Annotated in this window: 19 protein-coding genes; 15 read left to right on the forward strand and 4 right to left on the reverse strand. The window is 71.1% G+C overall.

Annotated elements, in window-relative coordinates; translation table 11 throughout:
• Positions 1–12: 12 nt before the first annotated feature.
• The 9 genes from map to truA all read left to right on the forward strand — a co-directional run bounded on the left by map (position 13) and on the right by truA (position 5714).
• Positions 13–849, forward strand: coding sequence for a type I methionyl aminopeptidase (map, locus tag AC1VWI_RS26115; protein WP_499513432.1), 837 nt, complete (start codon positions 13–15; stop codon positions 847–849).
• A 153-nt stretch (positions 850–1002) separates the two neighbouring features.
• Entirely contained in the window at positions 1003–1224 is a 222-nt protein-coding gene (gene infA, locus AC1VWI_RS26120; RefSeq protein ID WP_003956442.1) for a translation initiation factor IF-1, read from the forward strand.
• A gap of 29 nt (positions 1225–1253) precedes the next feature.
• On the forward strand, positions 1254–1367 hold the full coding sequence (rpmJ, locus tag AC1VWI_RS26125; RefSeq protein ID WP_003956441.1) for a 50S ribosomal protein L36: 114 nt from the start codon (positions 1254–1256) through the stop codon (positions 1365–1367).
• A 187-nt stretch (positions 1368–1554) separates the two neighbouring features.
• Positions 1555–1935 (forward strand): 30S ribosomal protein S13, encoded by a 381-nt coding sequence (gene rpsM, locus AC1VWI_RS26130; protein WP_499513433.1) that lies wholly within the window; start codon positions 1555–1557, stop codon positions 1933–1935.
• Positions 1936–2002: 67 nt separating this feature from the next.
• A complete protein-coding gene (gene rpsK, locus AC1VWI_RS26135; protein ID WP_018558890.1) occupies positions 2003–2407 on the forward strand; it encodes a 30S ribosomal protein S11 in 405 nt (134 codons plus the stop codon).
• A 36-nt stretch (positions 2408–2443) separates the two neighbouring features.
• On the forward strand, positions 2444–3070 hold the full coding sequence (gene rpsD / locus AC1VWI_RS26140) for a 30S ribosomal protein S4 (protein ID WP_499513434.1): 627 nt from the start codon (positions 2444–2446) through the stop codon (positions 3068–3070).
• 106 nt (positions 3071–3176) lie between these two features.
• On the forward strand, positions 3177–4199 hold the full coding sequence (locus AC1VWI_RS26145; RefSeq protein ID WP_499513435.1) for a DNA-directed RNA polymerase subunit alpha: 1023 nt from the start codon (positions 3177–3179) through the stop codon (positions 4197–4199).
• An 81-nt stretch (positions 4200–4280) separates the two neighbouring features.
• Complete coding sequence (gene rplQ / locus AC1VWI_RS26150; RefSeq protein ID WP_499513436.1) at positions 4281–4784, forward strand: 50S ribosomal protein L17; 504 nt, start codon at positions 4281–4283, stop codon at positions 4782–4784.
• A 72-nt stretch (positions 4785–4856) separates the two neighbouring features.
• Positions 4857–5714, forward strand: a complete 858-nt coding sequence (gene truA / locus AC1VWI_RS26155; protein ID WP_499513437.1) for a tRNA pseudouridine(38-40) synthase TruA — start codon at positions 4857–4859, stop codon at positions 5712–5714.
• A 43-nt stretch (positions 5715–5757) separates the two neighbouring features.
• Here truA and AC1VWI_RS26160 read toward each other — a convergent pair whose 3' ends face one another.
• Positions 5758–7608, reverse strand: coding sequence for a hypothetical protein (locus AC1VWI_RS26160; protein ID WP_499513438.1), 1851 nt, complete (start codon positions 7606–7608; stop codon positions 5758–5760).
• A gap of 6 nt (positions 7609–7614) precedes the next feature.
• Positions 7615–7785 (reverse strand): hypothetical protein, encoded by a 171-nt coding sequence (locus tag AC1VWI_RS26165; protein WP_499513439.1) that lies wholly within the window; start codon positions 7783–7785, stop codon positions 7615–7617.
• 66 nt (positions 7786–7851) lie between these two features.
• Here AC1VWI_RS26165 and AC1VWI_RS26170 point away from each other — a divergent pair, with 66 nt between their 5' ends.
• From AC1VWI_RS26170 to glmM, 4 genes are all read left to right on the forward strand, one after another.
• On the forward strand, positions 7852–9474 hold the full coding sequence (locus AC1VWI_RS26170) for an ATP-binding cassette domain-containing protein (RefSeq protein WP_499513440.1): 1623 nt from the start codon (positions 7852–7854) through the stop codon (positions 9472–9474).
• 302 nt (positions 9475–9776) lie between these two features.
• On the forward strand, positions 9777–10223 hold the full coding sequence (gene rplM, locus AC1VWI_RS26175) for a 50S ribosomal protein L13 (RefSeq protein WP_089229083.1): 447 nt from the start codon (positions 9777–9779) through the stop codon (positions 10221–10223).
• A 42-nt stretch (positions 10224–10265) separates the two neighbouring features.
• Positions 10266–10766 (forward strand): 30S ribosomal protein S9, encoded by a 501-nt coding sequence (gene rpsI, locus AC1VWI_RS26180; RefSeq protein ID WP_319140461.1) that lies wholly within the window; start codon positions 10266–10268, stop codon positions 10764–10766.
• Positions 10767–10914: 148 nt separating this feature from the next.
• Positions 10915–12273 carry a phosphoglucosamine mutase gene (gene glmM / locus AC1VWI_RS26185; protein ID WP_499513441.1) on the forward strand — a complete coding sequence of 453 codons (1359 nt, stop codon included), beginning with the start codon at positions 10915–10917 and terminating at the stop codon, positions 12271–12273.
• On the opposite strand, the gene AC1VWI_RS26190 is transcribed toward glmM, so the two are convergent.
• Positions 12270–13226 (reverse strand): DUF389 domain-containing protein, encoded by a 957-nt coding sequence (locus AC1VWI_RS26190; RefSeq protein WP_499513442.1) that lies wholly within the window; start codon positions 13224–13226, stop codon positions 12270–12272. The two genes, glmM and AC1VWI_RS26190, sit on opposite strands and share 4 nt — an antisense overlap.
• A gap of 29 nt (positions 13227–13255) precedes the next feature.
• Positions 13256–14248: a type I pantothenate kinase gene (coaA, locus tag AC1VWI_RS26195; RefSeq protein WP_499513443.1), complete on the reverse strand. Its 993-nt coding sequence runs from the start codon at positions 14246–14248 to the stop codon at positions 13256–13258.
• Between the two features lie 162 nt (positions 14249–14410).
• Here coaA and AC1VWI_RS26200 point away from each other — a divergent pair, with 162 nt between their 5' ends.
• Positions 14411–15385 carry an ATP-binding cassette domain-containing protein gene (locus AC1VWI_RS26200; RefSeq protein ID WP_499513444.1) on the forward strand — a complete coding sequence of 325 codons (975 nt, stop codon included), beginning with the start codon at positions 14411–14413 and terminating at the stop codon, positions 15383–15385.
• Positions 15382–16188: an ABC transporter permease gene (locus AC1VWI_RS26205; RefSeq protein ID WP_499513445.1), complete on the forward strand. Its 807-nt coding sequence runs from the start codon at positions 15382–15384 to the stop codon at positions 16186–16188. Before AC1VWI_RS26200 ends, AC1VWI_RS26205 begins: the two co-directional genes overlap by 4 nt.
• The last annotated feature ends 7 nt before the right edge of the window (positions 16189–16195 follow it).

Raw genomic sequence — 16195 nt, forward strand, 5'->3', positions numbered from 1 at the left:
AGGCCAGGACCGATGGTGGAGATCAAGAGCCCCGAGCAGATCGCGAAGATGCGCGCGGCCGGCCTGGTCGTCGCCGCGATCCACGAGGCCACCCGTGAGGCGGCCGTCCCGGGGGCCACCACCAAGGACCTGGACGACGTGGCCCGCAAGGTCCTCGCCGACCACGGGGCCAAGCCGAACTTCCTGGGGTACGGCGGTTTCCCCGCCACGATCTGCACCTCCGTGAACGACGTCGTCGTCCACGGCATCCCGGACACCGCGACCGTCCTGAAGGACGGCGACGTCATCTCGATCGACTGCGGCGCGATCGTCGACGGCTGGCACGGCGACGCCGCCTACACGGCGTTCGTGGGCAGCGGCCACGCTCCGGAACTGGTGGAGCTCAGCCGGGTGACCGAGGAGTCCATGTGGGCCGGCATCGCCGCCTTCCGCAAGGGCGACCGGCTGGTCGACATCTCCCGTGCCATCGAGACGTACATCCGCCGGCAGCCGAAGCCCGGCGGCGGCAAGTACGGGATCATCGAGGAGTACGGCGGCCACGGCATCGGTTCGCAGATGCACATGGACCCCCACCTGCTGAACTACGTGTCCCGCAAGCGCGGCAAGGGCCCCCGCCTGGTGCCCGGCATGTGCCTGGCCATCGAGCCGATGGTCAGCCTCGGCACCCCCCTCACCCACGTCCTCGAGGACGAGTGGACGGTCAAGACCGACGACGGCACCTGGTCCTCGCACTGGGAGCACTCCGTCGCGCTCACCGAGGAGGGCCCGCTGGTCCTGACCGCCCGCGACGGCGGCAAGGCCAAGCTGGCGGAGTACGGGATCACGGCCGCGCCGGACCCGCTCGCCTGAGCGCCCCGTCCGCCGCGCTTACCGATCATCTTTCGCGGGCATACACCCCGGATTCGTCTTTCCAGATCGGCTGACGTAGACTGTCACGTCGGCCCGCGTATGCCTTCAGGCATGCCAAAAGCCGACCAAGGTAGCCGATCCCGAAAGCAGGACATGGCCAAGAAGCAAGGCGCCATCGAAATCGAGGGCACCGTGATCGAGTCTCTGCCGAACGCTATGTTCAAGGTGGAGCTGCAGAACGGTCACAAGGTCCTCGCGCACATCAGTGGCAAGATGCGCATGCACTACATCCGCATCCTTCCCGATGACCGGGTCGTTGTGGAGTTGTCCCCTTACGACCTCACGCGCGGACGGATCGTCTACCGCTACAAGTAGATCTCAAGACCCGGAGAACCTGACATCCCATGAAGGTCAAGCCGAGCGTCAAGAAGATCTGCGACAAGTGCAAGGTGATCCGCCGTCACGGCCGGGTCATGGTCATCTGCGACAACCTGCGCCACAAGCAGCGCCAGGGCTGACGCACGCCGACCTGCACCTCGCAGTTCTTCGCGCGACGCGAAACACATGTACATACGCAGCGCCCGTCCGGCCGGAACGCTCCGGCTGACGGCACCTCCGGCGGGGGCCGGAGACCTGATCCGTACCTGGTACGGCGGTCAGGAACGGCGCTGTGGAAGACCCCCGGACACCAACAGGAGCCATTGAATGGCACGCGTTTCAGGTGTCGACATCCCGCGCGAGAAGCGTGTGGAGGTCGCCCTCACCTACGTCTTCGGCATCGGCCGCACCCTGGCCAAGGAGACCCTCGCCGCCACCGGCGTGAACCCGGACACCCGGGTCCGCGACCTGGACGAAGAGGACCTGGTCAAGATCCGCGAGTACGTGGACGCCAACATCAAGACCGAGGGTGACCTCCGTCGCGAGATCCAGGCGGACATCCGTCGCAAGGTCGAGATCGGCTGCTACCAGGGCCTGCGCCACCGTCGCGGCCTGCCGGTCCACGGCCAGCGGACCCACACCAACGCCCGCACCCGCAAGGGCCCGCGTCGCGCCATCGCCGGCAAGAAGAAGCCGGGCAAGAAGTAGTCCTCAGCGGACGCTCGTCAGCGGTCTTCGCTGTAGGACCGACCACCTCCACCGGGAGTAACCACATATGCCTCCGAAGGGCCGTCAGGCCGGCGCCAAGAAGGTGCGCCGCAAGGAGAAGAAGAACGTCGCTCATGGGCACGCCCACATCAAGAGCACGTTCAACAACACCATCGTTTCGATCACGGACCCGTCCGGCAACGTGATCTCCTGGGCCTCTGCCGGCCACGTCGGCTTCAAGGGCTCGCGCAAGTCGACCCCGTTCGCCGCGCAGATGGCCGCCGAGTCGGCCGCGCGTCGCGCGCAGGAGCACGGCATGCGCAAGGTCGATGTGTTCGTCAAGGGCCCCGGCTCCGGCCGTGAGACCGCGATCCGCTCCCTCCAGGCCACCGGCCTCGAGGTCGGCTCGATCCAGGACGTCACTCCGACCCCGCACAACGGATGCCGCCCGCCGAAGCGCCGGCGCGTCTGATCAGCAATCCGCTGAGCAGGTAGGAGACAAACAGGAATGGCGCGTTACACCGGGGCCGACTGCAAGCGTTGCCGTCGGGAGAAGCAGAAGCTCTTCCTCAAGGGGAGCAAGTGCGAGAGCGCGAAGTGCCCGATCGAGATCCGTCCTTACCCCCCGGGTGAGCATGGACGCGGGCGCACCAAGGACAGCGAGTACCTGTTGCAGATGCGCGAGAAGCAGAAGTGCGCGCGCATCTACGGTGTCCTTGAGAAGCAGTTCCGCGGGTACTACGTGGAGGCGAACCGCAGGTCCGGCAAGACCGGTGAGAACCTGCTCCGCATCCTGGAGTCCCGGCTGGACAACGTGGTCTACCGGGCGGGCTTCGCCAAGTCGCGTGATCATGCGCGGCAGCTGGTCCGTCACGGCCACTTCCTCGTGAACGGCGTCAAGACCGACATCCCGTCGGCCCGTGTCGTCGCGAACGACATCGTCGAGGTCCGCGAGTCCTCCCGTAACCTGACGCCCTTCGCGGTGGCCCAGGGGGAGGCCGGCGAGAGGACCGTCCCGGCCTGGCTGGAGGCGATCCCCTCGCGTCTGCGGATCCTCGTGCACAACCTGCCCGAGCGCCCGGTCATCGACACCCAGGTGCAGGAGCAGTTGATCGTCGAGCTCTACTCGAAGTAGCAGCGCTCACGGTCCCGGGCGGTGCGGTGCTCCTGGCGCCGCGCCGCCCGTACCCTTGAAGCCTCGGCATCAAATAGTGGGTGCCGAAGACTGGAGGCATCACCCCATGCTGATCGCTCAGCGCCCTTCGTTGGCCGAAGAGGTCGTCGACGAGTTCCGTTCCCGGTTCGTGATCGAGCCGCTGGAGCCGGGCTTCGGCTACACCCTCGGCAACTCGCTCCGCCGTACGCTCCTCTCCTCGATCCCGGGTGCCGCCGTCACCTCGATCCGGGTCGACGGCGTCCTGCACGAGTTCACCACCGTGCCGGGTGTCAAGGAGGACGTCACCGACCTCATCCTCAACATCAAGCAGCTCGTCGTCTCCTCGGAGCACGACGAGCCCGTCGTGATGTACCTGCGCAAGCAGGGCCCGGGTGTGGTCACCGCCGCCGACATCGCGCCCCCGGCCGGTGTCGAGGTGCACAACCCCGACCTCGTCCTGGCCAGCCTGAACGGCAAGGGCAAGCTGGAGATGGAGCTGACCGTCGAGCGCGGTCGCGGCTACGTCTCGGCCGTCCAGAACAAGCAGCAGGGCCAGGAGATCGGCCGCATCCCGGTCGACTCCATCTACAGCCCGGTGCTCAAGGTCACCTACAAGGTCGAGGCGACCCGTGTCGAGCAGCGCACCGACTTCGACAAGCTGATCGTCGACGTCGAGACCAAGCAGGCCATGCGTCCCCGCGACGCGATGGCCTCGGCCGGCAAGACCCTGGTCGAGCTGTTCGGGCTCGCCCGCGAGCTCAACGTCGACGCCGAGGGCATCGACATGGGCCCGTCCCCCACGGACGCCGCCCTGGCGGCGGACCTCGCGCTGCCGATCGAGGAGCTCGAGCTCACCGTCCGTTCCTACAACTGCCTCAAGCGTGAGGGCATCCACTCCGTGGGTGAACTCGTGGCGCGCTCCGAGGCCGACCTGCTCGACATCCGCAACTTCGGTGCGAAGTCGATCGACGAGGTCAAGGCGAAGCTGGCCGGCATGGGCCTGGCCCTGAAGGACAGCCCGCCCGGATTCGACCCGACCTCCGCCGCCGACACCTTCGGTGCGGACGACGACGTCGACGCCGGTTTCGTGGAGACCGAGCAGTACTGATCTGACTGCCCCCAGGCGTCCGCCTGGGGGGCCTGACACCGGTACCTGACACGGCCGGTGCAGAGATTGAGGAGAAACACCATGCCGAAGCCCGCCAAGGGTGCCCGTCTGGGCGGCAGCGCCGCGCACGAGCGTCTGCTTCTCGCGAACCTCGCGAAGTCGCTGTTCGAGCACGGTCGCATCACCACCACCGAGGCCAAGGCGCGCCGTCTGCGTCCGGTCGCGGAGCGCCTGATCACCAAGGCGAAGAAGGGCGACATCCACAACCGTCGCCTGGTACTGCAGACGATCACGGACAAGGGCATCGTCCACACGCTCTTCACCGAGATCGCCCCGCGGTACGAGAACCGCCCGGGTGGTTACACCCGCATCACCAAGATCGGTAACCGCCGCGGCGACAACGCGCCGATGGCCGTCATCGAGCTGGTGGAGGCGCTGACCGTGGCCCAGCAGGCCACGGGTGAGGCGGAGGCCGCGACCAAGCGCGCGGTCAAGGAGGCCGAGGCCAAGACCGAGGCTCCGGCCGAGGTCGAGGACAAGGCCGAGGCCACCGAGGCTCCGGCCGAGGAGTCCAAGGACGCCTGACGTCCTGACCGGACGGGCCCGCACCCAGATCTCTGGGGGCGGGCCCGTCCGCGTGTTTGAGAGGATCTGCGGGTGAGTGTGGCGAGCGATGAGGTGGAGCCCGGGTACGTCCGGGTGCGGCTGGACCTGGCGTACGACGGGGCCGAGTTCTCCGGCTGGGCGAAGCAGCGCAACCGGCGGACCGTGCAGGGGGAGCTGGAGTCGGCCCTGCGGACGGTGCTGCGGCTGCCCGAGCCGGTCGAGCTGACCGTCGCCGGGCGTACGGACGCGGGTGTGCACGCCCGTGGGCAGGTCGCGCACGTCGACCTGCCGGAGGACGTCTGGGCGGCGGAGGGCGGCAAGCTGCTGCGCCGGCTGGCGGGACGGCTGCCCTGGGACGTACGGGTGTGGAAGGTCTCGCAGGCCCCGGCCGGCTTCAACGCGCGCTTCTCCGCGATCTGGCGCCGCTACGCCTACCGGGTCGGCGACCACCAGGGCGGGGTCGACCCCCTGCTGCGGGGGCACGTGCTGTGGCACGACCGGCCGGTGGACGTCGACCTGATGAACGAGGCGGCGCGCAAGCTCCTCGGCGAGCACGACTTCGCGGCCTACTGCAAGAAGCGGGAGGGCGCGACGACCATCCGCACCCTCCTGGAACTGCACTGGGAGCGGGAGGCCTCCGGGCTGGCAGTGGCGACCGTACGGGCGGACGCCTTCTGCCACAACATGGTGCGCGCCCTGGTCGGGTCGATGCTGCTGGTCGGCGACGGCCACCGGCCGGCCGGTTTCCCCGGGGAGGTCCTGGCGGGACGGGTCCGGCACTCCGCGGTCAACGTGGTGCGGCCGCACGGGCTGACCCTGGAGGAGGTCGGCTACCCGGCGGACGAGCTGCTGGCCGCGCGCAGCCGCGAGGCCCGCAACATGCGTACCCTGCCGCTGCCGCGCGCCTGAGGGGCGGCGCCGCCGCGCACCGGGCCGCCGCCGGCCGGTGCGTTCATCTGCGGCGCCGCAGTGCCGCGACCACCTGAGTGAGGACGTAGCCCGAGCCCAGGGACGTCAGCACCAGCGGGACCGGGCGGAGGCGGTCGTGGAAGGCGCCCCACCAGGAGAAGCAGGCGGCCGGGACGAGCAGCAGCAGGTAGAGCGCGCGCATCGCCCACCAGCGGGCGGGGAGGCGCACCGGCGTGCCCCGCGGGGGGAGCGGCATCGCGCCCGTCTCGGTGGTGAGGGTGTCCCTGACCCCGGAGAGGAAACCGCGCGGGGCGAGCACCCGGGCGCCGGGCACCCCGTCGAGCGCGGCCGGACGCTCCCCGAAGCCCTCCGGCAGCACCGGCAGTCCCAGTGCCGCCACCGTGTCCGCGAGCCGCCGCCCCGGGGCGTCCATGGCGCGCAGCAGCGCCGTGAGGGGCCGTGCGTCGTGGACGCCGTAGGCCGCGGCGAAGGCGGCGGCCGTGGCGCCGGCGGCGTCCAGGGAGGGTACGGGCGCCCCCGGTGCCCACTCGTGCGCGGCGACCTTCCTGCCCCTGGCGTACAGCGTGATCCCGTACCGGTCGCCCGAGCGCTGCAGGACGACCGCGGGCCACTTCTCGCCCGCCGTGAACAGGTCGACCGCGCCCGCCAGACTGCCTTGCCCGGTCAGCTCGACATGGGTGAAGCCCGCTCCCGCCGGGGCCAGCCGCAGCCCGGTCCGGCACAGCAGTGCCGCCTGCGCGACGGCGGTGAGCGGTGCGGAGGCCACCGCCAGGGCACGCGGCGCCCAGTCGGGGGTGCCGGCCGGTACGGGGACCGCGGGCGGGGTGCCGAAGAACGGCGTGCGGGTGGCGACCTGCATCCGCACCCCGGTGCGGAAGTCCAGGAACTCCTGGCGGGGGTCCGCGCCCAGGTGGGCCCAGGGGAAGCTGGTGGCGTGCACGCCGATGTCGCGGAAGACGCGCAGCGCCTCCTCCCAGCGGCCCGCGCGCATCAGCATCAGCGCCAGGTGGTTGCGGAACCCCGCAGCCTCCGGGTCGCCGGGGTCGTACCAGCCGGACAGCTCCAGGGCGCGGTCCACGGCGGCGGCGATGCGGGCGGGCTCGACGGCGTCCGCGCCGGAAGCGTCGTCGGCGGCGGGTCCGCCCGAGACGATCTCGTACTCGACGGCCGCGAGCAGCGGCAGTGAGTTGATCTTCGAGCCGGGGAGTGCCTCCTCGGCGGCCTGCTCGGCGAAGTCGAACATCTCGCGGTGGGTGCCGTACCACTTGGCGCACAGGTACTGCAGGGCGGAGGCGTGGCAGCCGTAGTGGTGCGGGGCGCGCTCGACGGCCTCGGTCCAGTACGCGTCGAAGATCTCCCGCGAGGACTGCATGCCGCGCGCGTGGGTGAGGGCGACGCGCCACGGCACGGGGTCGGCGGGGTTGAGCTCGGCGGCGGCGCCGATCACCGGCACTGCGTCCTTGAGCAGCGCGAAGAAGGCCTTGAACTGCTCCGGCGAGACCTCGGAGGCGCGGGCGCCGCTGCGTATCTCCCAGGCCTGGAGGACGCACAGGTCGGCCTTGACCAGCGCCGCGTCCGGGTCCTCGGGCGCGGCGGCGAGCCAGGCGTCCAGCCACCCGGGGTTGTGGAGCGCGAACTGCGCCAGTTCGCAGACGTAGGTGTCGCGCAGTTCCCACTGGCAGCCCAGCCGGGTCGCGGACAGCAGCTCCCGGGCGGGCCCGTGGTCGCCGGTGCCCGCCGCGGCGAGCGCGCCGCGCAGCGGGACGCCGGGGACGTCCAGGAGGACGGCCTCGTCCGGTGGCAGGCCGGCCCCGACGGCCGCGCCGTGGCGGAGCATGCGGGGCAGGGTCAGCAGCGTACGCAGGGAGGGCATGGGGGGTCAGCAGGCCGGCGGGCCGGCCTCGGCGGAGCAGCGGCCGGAGCCGACGGAGCCGACCCGTCCGAGGAGCACGTGGCGCCGCTCCCGGGGGACGACCGGGACGCCCTGCCGTCCCGGCGGTGCGGTCCATCCCTCGTCCGGGTGGTACGGCTGCAGCGGCCCGTCAGTCATGGCGCGGATTCTATAGAGGAGAAAACCAGTTTGGCGGCGGGCGACCGTGCTACGAGAATCCACAGCATGGGACATGTGGACGTTGCGCATCTGGAGTACTACCTGCCGGACGGCCGGGTGTTGCTGGGCGACGTCTCGTTCCGGGTGGGCGAGGGCGCCGCGGTGGCCCTCGTCGGGGCGAACGGCGCCGGCAAGACGACCCTCCTGCGGCTGATCTCCGGTGAGTTGAAGCCGCACGGCGGCACGGTCACGGTGAGCGGCGGGCTGGGGGTCATGCCGCAGTTCGTCGGCTCGGTGCGGGACGACCGCACCGTGCGGGACCTGCTGGTGTCCGTGGCGACGCCGCGGATCCGCGCGGCCGCCGCCGCGGTCGACGCCGCCGAGCTGGAGATCATGGCGCAGGACGACGAGGCCGCCCAGCTGGCCTACGCGCAGGCGCTCAGCGACTGGGCCGAGGCCCGCGGCTACGAGGCCGAGACGGTCTGGGACATGTGCACCACGGCCGCGCTGGGCGTCCCGTACGAGCGGGCCCAGTGGCGCGAGGTGCGGACGCTGTCGGGCGGCGAGCAGAAGCGGCTGGTGCTGGAGGCGCTGCTGCGCGGCACCGACGAGGTGCTGCTGCTGGACGAGCCGGACAACTACCTCGACGTCCCCGGGAAGCGCTGGCTGGAGGAGCAGCTGCGGCAGACCAGGAAGACGGTGCTGTTCGTCTCCCACGACCGGGAGCTGCTGGCCCGCTCCGCCGAGAAGATCGTCAGCGTCGAGCCGGGACCGGCCGGCTCGGACGTGTGGGTGCACGGCAGCGGCTTCGCCACGTACCACGAGGCGCGGCGCGAACGCTTCGCCCGCTTCGAGGAGCTGCGACGGCGCTGGGAGGAGGAGCACGCCCGGCTGAAGAAGCTCGTGCTGACCCTCCGTCAGCAGGCGGCGATCAGCCCCGACATGGCCTCCCGCTACCGGGCAGCGCAGACCCGGCTGCGCAAGTTCGAGGAGGCGGGGCCGCCGCAGGAGCCGCCGCGCGAGCAGGACATCCGCATGCGGCTGTCCGGCGGGCGCACCGGCATGCGCGCCGTCACCTGCGGGCGGCTGGAGCTGACCGGGCTGATGAAGCCGTTCGACCTGGAGGTCTTCTACGGGGAGCGGGTGGCCGTCCTCGGTTCGAACGGCTCGGGCAAGTCGCACTTCCTGCGGCTGCTGGCCGGCGACCCCGGCGTACGGCACACGGGGGAGTGGAAGCTGGGCGCGCGGGTCGTGCCGGGGCACTTCGCGCAGACGCACGCGCACCCGGAGCTGGCGGGGCGCACCCTCGTCGACATCCTGTGGACCGAGCACGCCCGCGACCGCGGCAAGGCGATGTCCGCCCTGCGGCGCTACGAGCTCGACCGGCAGGGCGACCAGCGCTTCGACCAGCTGTCGGGCGGGCAGCAGGCGCGCTTCCAGATCCTGCTGCTGGAGCTGGCCGGGGCGACGGCACTGCTGCTGGACGAGCCGACCGACAACCTGGACCTGGAGTCGGCGGAGGCGCTGCAGGAGGGGCTGGAGGCGTTCGACGGGACCGTGCTCGCGGTGACGCACGACCGCTGGTTCGCCCGCAGCTTCGACCGGTACCTGGTCTTCGGTGCGGACGGGGTCGTCCGGGAGGCGCCGGAACCGGTGTGGGACGAGACGCGGGTCGCGCGGGAGCGCTGACCGGGGTCCCGGGCGGGGGCCCGGGGCCGGCGCCCCCGAGGCGGGCGTGCGGGCGGGGGCGGCCGGTGCGGGCACGCCCCCGCACCGGCTGTTTTGACCCGAACGGGCAGCCGCGGGTATTCTGCAGGTTCGTTATGCGTATTGGCTTGCTCGTTCTCACGTGAGAGGCCGCTACGCCGGTCCACCGGGCCGATGACCAGCGTTCACCTCGCGGTATGCGTCGCCGCAGGGTGACAGGGCTGTCGTGATCGTCCGGGTGGCCTTGTCAGTACCCACTCACTGAAGAAGCGAAGGCTACGACCGTGCGTACGTTCAGCCCCAAGCCCGGCGATGTCCAGCGCCAGTGGCACGTCATTGACGCGCAGGACGTCGTCCTGGGCCGTCTGGCGTCCCAGACCGCGTCCCTCCTGAGGGGCAAGCACAAGCCGATTTATGCGCCCCACGTCGACACCGGTGACTTCGTCATCATCATCAACGCCGACAAGGTGCACCTCTCCGGTAACAAGAAGCAGCAGAAGCTGGCCTACCGCCACTCGGGCTTCCCGGGCGGTCTGCGTTCCGTCCGCTACGACGAGCTGCTCGACAAGAACCCCGAGAAGGCCATCGAGAAGGCCGTCAAGGGCATGCTGCCCAAGAACAGCCTGGGCCGCCAGATGCTCTCCAAGCTGAAGGTGTACGCGGGTGCCGAGCACCCGCACGGTGCCCAGCAGCCGGTTCCGTTCGAGATCAGCCAGGTCGCGCAGGGCTAGTCCCGGCCACCACCGATACACAGAAAGCATCTGAGGAGCATCGTGGCCGAGACCACCCCTGAGACCCCTCTCGTCGAGGACGGCGAGATCGTGGAGACCATCGAGATCCCGGAGGAGTACACCTCCGAGTCCCTCGCCTCCCGCTTCGGCGAGCCGCAGCCGGCCGCCGGCACGGGCCGCCGCAAGGAGTCCGTCGCCCGCGTCCGGATCATCCCGGGCTCCGGCAAGTGGACGATCAACGGTCGCACCCTTGAGGAGTACTTCCCCAACAAGGTGCACCAGCAGGAAGTCAACGAGCCGTTCAAGATCCTTGAGCTCGACGGCCGTTACGACGTCATCGCCCGCATCAACGGAGGCGGCATCTCCGGCCAGGCCGGTGCGCTGCGCCTGGGCGTCGCCCGTGCGCTGAACGAGGCGGACGTCGACAACAACCGCGGCCCGCTCAAGAAGGCCGGCTTCCTGACCCGCGACGCTCGCGAGATCGAGCGCAAGAAGGCCGGTCTGAAGAAGGCCCGCAAGGCGCCGCAGTACAGCAAGCGCTAAGCATCACGCGCGCGCTGCACTGCACGTACGCCCCGGAGGCACTTTGTGCGTCTCCGGGGCGTACGCATTCCGGGGGGTATAGACGTATAACCGGATGGACGCCCGGCGAGTACGGGGCGGAGCACGGCAACATCTCGGAGGTAACGACGTGGGACGACTCTTCGGTACGGACGGTGTGCGCGGTGTCGCGAACGCGGATCTGACGGCCGAGCTCGCGCTCGGACTGTCGGTCGCGGCGGCGCACGTGCTCGCCGAGGCGGGCACGTTCGAGGGCCACAAGCCGGTGGCCGTGGTGGGACGGGATCCGCGCGCGTCCGGAGAGTTCCTGGAGGCCGCGGTGGTGGCCGGGCTCGCCAGCGCCGGCGTCGACGTGCTGCGGGTGGGCGTGCTGCCGACCCCGGCCGTGGCCTACCTCACCGGCGCGCTCGGCGCGGACCTGGGCGTGATGCTCTCCGCGAGCCACAACCCGATGCCCGACAACGGCGTCAAGTTCTTCGCCCGGGGCGGCCACAAGCTCGCGGACGAGCTCGAGGACCGCATCGAGTCCGTCTACGAGGAGCACCGCACCGGCGCCCCCTGGGACCGCCCCACCGGCGCCGGCGTGGGCCGCGTGCGCGAGTACGACCAGGGCTTCGACCAGTACGTCGCCCACCTGATCGGCGTCCTGCCGAACCGCCTGGACGGCCTGAAGATCGTCCTGGACGAGGCCCACGGCGCTGCCGCCCGCGTCTCCCCCGAGGCCTTCGCCCGGGCCGGCGCCGAGGTGGTCACCCTCGGTGCCCAGCCGGACGGCCTCAACATCAACGACGGCTGCGGTTCCACCCACCTGGACCTGATCAAGGCCGCCGTCATCGAACACGGCGCGGACCTCGGCATCGCCCACGACGGCGACGCCGACCGCTGCCTGGCCGTGGACCACCAGGGCAACGAGGTCGACGGCGACCAGATCCTGGCCGTCCTGGCCGTCGCCATGCGCGAGGCGGACCGGCTGCGGAAGAACACCGTCGTCGGCACCGTCATGTCCAACCTGGGCTTCAAGCTCGCCATGGAGCGCGAGGGCATCGAGCTGATCCAGACCGCCGTCGGCGACCGCTACGTGCTGGAGTCGATGAAGGAGCACGGCTACGCGCTGGGCGGCGAGCAGTCCGGCCACGTGATCATCCTCGACCACGCCACCACCGGCGACGGCACCCTCACCGGCCTCATGCTGGCCGCCCGGGTCGTCTCCACCGGCCGTTCGCTGGCCGAGCTGGCCACCGTCATGGAGCGGCTGCCGCAGGTCCTGGTCAACGTCCGGGACGTCGACCGGAGCCGTGTCGGGTCCTCCAGCGAGCTGTCCGCCGCCGTGGCCGAGGCGGAGGCCGAGCTCGGCAGCACCGGCCGCGTGCTGCTGCGCCCCTCCGGCACCGAGCCGGTGGTCCGCGTCATGGTCGAGGCCGCCGACATCGACCACGCCCGCTCGGTGGCCGGCCGGCTCGCCGACGTCGTGAAGTCCGCGCTCGGCTAGTCCGACGACGCGCCCGGCACCGTACGCCGCCGCCTGCGCTGCATCGCCCAGAAGCCCTTCTGGGCGAGCAGCGTCAGGACGCCCGCGATGACGATGCCCGCCAGGTTGACGCCCAGTTGCGCCGAGGAGCCCCACAGCTCGCGGTAGTCGCCGTAGGTCAGGGCGAGGGCGGCGTTGGCGGCCGCCGGGACGGTGGTCACCGAGATCGCCACGCCGACCAGGGCGCCGGACTTGGCGGAGGTCAGCGAGAGGATCCCGGCGATCCCGGCGAGGAACGCCACCACGAAGGAACTGGCGTCCGGCTGCCAGATGAAGGCGGTCGACGGATGCGGCGCCGTGAAGTCGGCCACGCCGAAGACGCCCAGGACGTCCATCAGGTAGGCGAAGCCGCCGGTGAGCACCATCGCCACCGGGAAGCCCACCAGCAGCGCCACCAGTGAGCGCCGGGCCAGCCGCCCCTGGCGCTGGACCAGACCGGTGCACACCCCCGCCAGCGGGCCGAACTCCGGGCCGACCACCATCGCGCCGACGATCAGGATCGCGCTGTCGAGCATCACGCCGCAGGCCGCCAGCATCGTCGCCAGGGCCAGGAACGCCAGATAGGTGACGGTGAGGGTGGACTCCTCGTGGGTCGCGTCGGTCAGCGACTCCCACAGCACGGCGTCCGCGCCCTCCCCGGGCGCGTCCTCCTCGGCCTTCTCGGCGCGGGCCGACAGCGACAGGTCGATGTGCTCCACCGCGATCGAGCCCGTGTCGGCGACGCCCATGCGCCGCAGGGCCCGCAGCAGTTCGTCGCCCGCCTCGCGCGCCACGTCGCACATGACGATGTCCCCGCGCGGGTTGCGGGCCGCTCCGGGCAGCACGGCGACGTGGGTGGCGCCGACGGTCCCCTCGACGAGGGACACGACCTCGTCGGTGCTCCCCTGCGGGACGATCATCCGGAGATGCAGCATGCGGGGCAGGCTACCCGGCGGCCGGTGGACTACAGCTTGCGCAGGGAGAGTTTCTGCACCTTGTGGTCGGGGCCCTTGCGCAGGATCAGGGTCGCGCGGCCGCGGGTGGGCAGCACGTTCTCCAGCAGGTTGGGCTGGTTGATGGCGCGCCAGGTGTGGCGGCCGTACTCCATGGCCTCCGCCTCGGAGACCTCGGTGTAGCGGTGGAAGTACGACAGCGGGTCCTGGAAGGCGGTCTCGCGCAGCTTGCGGAAGCGCGCCAGGTACCACTGCTCGATGTCCTCGGTGCGCGCGTCCACGTACACGCTGAAGTCGAAGTAGTCGGCGAGCGCGACCCGGGTACGGCCGTCCTTGCCCGGCAGGGCGGGCTGCAGGACGTTCAGGCCCTCGACGATGAGGATGTCCGGGCGCCGGACGACCAGCTCCTCGTCGGGCACGATGTCGTAGATCAGGTGCGAGTAGACGGGCGCGCGCACCTCGTCCTTGCCGGCCTTCACGTCGGCCACGAAGCGCGTCAGGGCGCGCCGGTCGTACGACTCGGGGAAGCCCTTGCGGGACATCAGCCCGCGGCGCTGGAGCTCGGCCTTGGGGAGCAGGAAGCCGTCGGTGGTGACCAGTTCCACCCGCGGGTGCTCCGGCCAGCGGGCGAGCAGCGCCTTCAGGATGCGCGCGGTGGTCGACTTGCCGACCGCGACGCTGCCGGCGACCCCGATGACGAAGGGCGTGCCGGCCTGCGAGCCGTGGCCCTCCCCGGTGTCGTCGAGGAAGGTGTTGACGGCGCCGCGCAGTCCGTGGGTGGCGCCGACGTAGAGGTTGAGCAGCCGCGACAGCGGCAGGTAGACGTCGATCACCTCGTCCAGGTCGATGACGTCGCCGAGACCGCGCAGGCGCTCGACCTCGTCCGCGGTGAGCGGCAGCGGCGTGCGGTCGCGCAGCGCGCTCCACTCGGCCCGCGTCAGGTCGACGTACGGCGTGGGCTCGGCGCGGCGGCGCGTCGGGTGGGGGGAAATCGTCGGCGGCACGGATTCATTGTTGCGCCGCGGTGAACGGCGCTCACGCCGGGGTCGGCCGGGCCGGCGCCGGCGCCGTCGTCAGCGGTATGTCAGCCCGTTGTCAGTGGCGTCCGGGACAGTGGTGCGCAACGGAGCAACACCGAGCGAACCATGACGGGGAGGACATCGCGGATGAGTTACGCGATCCAGGCGGAGGGCCTGGTCAAACGCTTCAAGGAGACCACGGCCCTGGCCGGCGTGGACCTGGCCGCGCGCAGCGGCACGGTGCTCGGCGTGCTCGGCCCCAACGGGGCGGGGAAGACCACGGCGGTGCGCATCCTGGCCACCCTGCTGCGGCCGGACGCCGGCCGGGCGCTCGTCGGCGGCCACGACGTGGTGCGGGAGGCCGGCGCCGTACGCGGGCTCGTCGGTCTCACCGGGCAGTACGCGGCCGTGGACGAGATGCTCACCGGCCACGAGAACCTGCTGATGATCGCCCGGCTGCTGGGCCTGCCGCGCCGTGAGGCCCGCGCCCGGGCGACGCGGCTGCTGGAGGAGTTCCGGCTCGCCGACGCCGGCGGCCGGGCCGCCAAGACGTACTCCGGCGGCATGCGGCGCCGCCTCGACCTCGCCGCCAGCCTGGTCGGCCGGCCGCGGGTGCTCTTCCTCGACGAGCCCACCACCGGCCTGGACCCGCACAGCCGCAACGAGCTGTGGGACATCGTCCGCGGCCTGGTCGGGGACGGTACGACGGTGCTGCTGACCACGCAGTACCTGGAGGAGGCCGACCAGCTCGCCGACGACATCGCGGTGATCGACCGCGGCCGGGTGATCGCCGAGGGCACGCCCGATGGGCTCAAGGAGCAGGTCGGCGGCCAGGTCCTGCAGGTGCGGCCGATGGCCGCGGCGGAGCTGGAGAAGGTCCACGCGATGGTCTCGGTGGTCGCCGGGCCCGCCACGAAGATCGAGTCCGGCCTGGTCACCGCCGCGGTGAACGACCCGGAGCTGATGCCCGCCGTCGTACGGCGGCTGGACGAGGCCGGCGTTCGGGTGAGCGAGCTCACGCTGCGCCGCTCCAGCCTCGACGAGGTGTTCCTGTCCCTCACCGGGCACCGCGCGGTGGAGGAGACGACGACGGACGAGGACAAGACGGAGGCCCTGGTATGAGCGCCGTGACCGTGGACGTGATGCCGGTCGCCAAGGTCCGGCTCCGGGACGGGCTGCAGCAGACCTGCACGCTCGCCTGGCGCAACCTGGTGCAGATCAAGCACAACCCGATGGAGCTGATGGACCTCAGCGTCCAGCCCGTCATGTTCGTGCTGCTCTTCACCTACGTCTTCGGCGGCCAGATGGCCGGCTCGCCGGACGCCTACCTGCAGTACGCGCTGCCCGGGATCATCGTGCAGAACGCCCTCTTCGCGACCATGAACACCGCGATGGGCCTCAACATCGACCTCACCAAGGGCGTCCTGGACCGGTTGCGCTCGCTGCCGATCGCCCGTTCCGCGCCGCTCATGGGGCGGGTCGTGGCGGACCTCGGCAAGCAACTGTGGTCGCTGCTGCTGATGCTGGGCCTGGGTGTGCTCATGGGCTTCGACGTGGACGGCGGCGTGCCCGGCGTACTGGGCGCGGCGGGCCTGCTGCTGGCCTTCGCGGTCGCCATGTCCTGGATGACGCTGCTGATCGGGATGCTGGTCTCCGAGCCGGAGAAGGTGATGACCTTCGGCTTCGTGCTGGTCATGCCGCTCACCTTCACCTCCAGCGCCTTCGTGCGCGCGGACACCATGCCCGGCTGGCTCAGGGCGTGGGCGGACGTGAACCCGGTCACCCGCCTGGCCGACGCCGTACGGGGGTTGATGACCGGCTCCGGTGCGGTCGCCGGACCGGTCATGTGGTCGCTGCTGTGGGCCGCGGGGATCGCGGTGGTCTTCGTCCCGCTGGTGATGCGCGCCTACCGCGCGCGCAGCTGAACGCGCT

The organism is Streptomyces sp. TOM-9 (assembly GCF_056858595.1).

What these genes read in the sequence shown, in the direction of transcription:
- map (WP_499513432.1), top strand. Translation starts at nt 13, where the DNA reads ATGGTGGAGATCAAGAGCCCCGAGCAGATCGCGAAGATGCGCGCGGCC.
- infA (WP_003956442.1), top strand. Translation starts at nt 1,003, where the DNA reads ATGGCCAAGAAGCAAGGCGCCATCGAAATCGAGGGCACCGTGATCGAG.
- rpmJ (WP_003956441.1), top strand. Translation starts at nt 1,254, where the DNA reads ATGAAGGTCAAGCCGAGCGTCAAGAAGATCTGCGACAAGTGCAAGGTG.
- rpsM (WP_499513433.1), top strand. Translation starts at nt 1,555, where the DNA reads ATGGCACGCGTTTCAGGTGTCGACATCCCGCGCGAGAAGCGTGTGGAG.
- rpsK (WP_018558890.1), top strand. Translation starts at nt 2,003, where the DNA reads ATGCCTCCGAAGGGCCGTCAGGCCGGCGCCAAGAAGGTGCGCCGCAAG.
- rpsD (WP_499513434.1), top strand. Translation starts at nt 2,444, where the DNA reads ATGGCGCGTTACACCGGGGCCGACTGCAAGCGTTGCCGTCGGGAGAAG.
- AC1VWI_RS26145 (WP_499513435.1), top strand. Translation starts at nt 3,177, where the DNA reads ATGCTGATCGCTCAGCGCCCTTCGTTGGCCGAAGAGGTCGTCGACGAG.
- rplQ (WP_499513436.1), top strand. Translation starts at nt 4,281, where the DNA reads ATGCCGAAGCCCGCCAAGGGTGCCCGTCTGGGCGGCAGCGCCGCGCAC.
- AC1VWI_RS26160 (WP_499513438.1), bottom strand. Translation starts at nt 7,608, where the DNA reads ATGCCCTCCCTGCGTACGCTGCTGACCCTGCCCCGCATGCTCCGCCAC.
- AC1VWI_RS26165 (WP_499513439.1), bottom strand. Translation starts at nt 7,785, where the DNA reads ATGACTGACGGGCCGCTGCAGCCGTACCACCCGGACGAGGGATGGACC.
- AC1VWI_RS26170 (WP_499513440.1), top strand. Translation starts at nt 7,852, where the DNA reads ATGGGACATGTGGACGTTGCGCATCTGGAGTACTACCTGCCGGACGGC.
- AC1VWI_RS26190 (WP_499513442.1), bottom strand. Translation starts at nt 13,226, where the DNA reads ATGCTGCATCTCCGGATGATCGTCCCGCAGGGGAGCACCGACGAGGTC.
- AC1VWI_RS26200 (WP_499513444.1), top strand. Translation starts at nt 14,411, where the DNA reads ATGAGTTACGCGATCCAGGCGGAGGGCCTGGTCAAACGCTTCAAGGAG.
- AC1VWI_RS26205 (WP_499513445.1), top strand. Translation starts at nt 15,382, where the DNA reads ATGAGCGCCGTGACCGTGGACGTGATGCCGGTCGCCAAGGTCCGGCTC.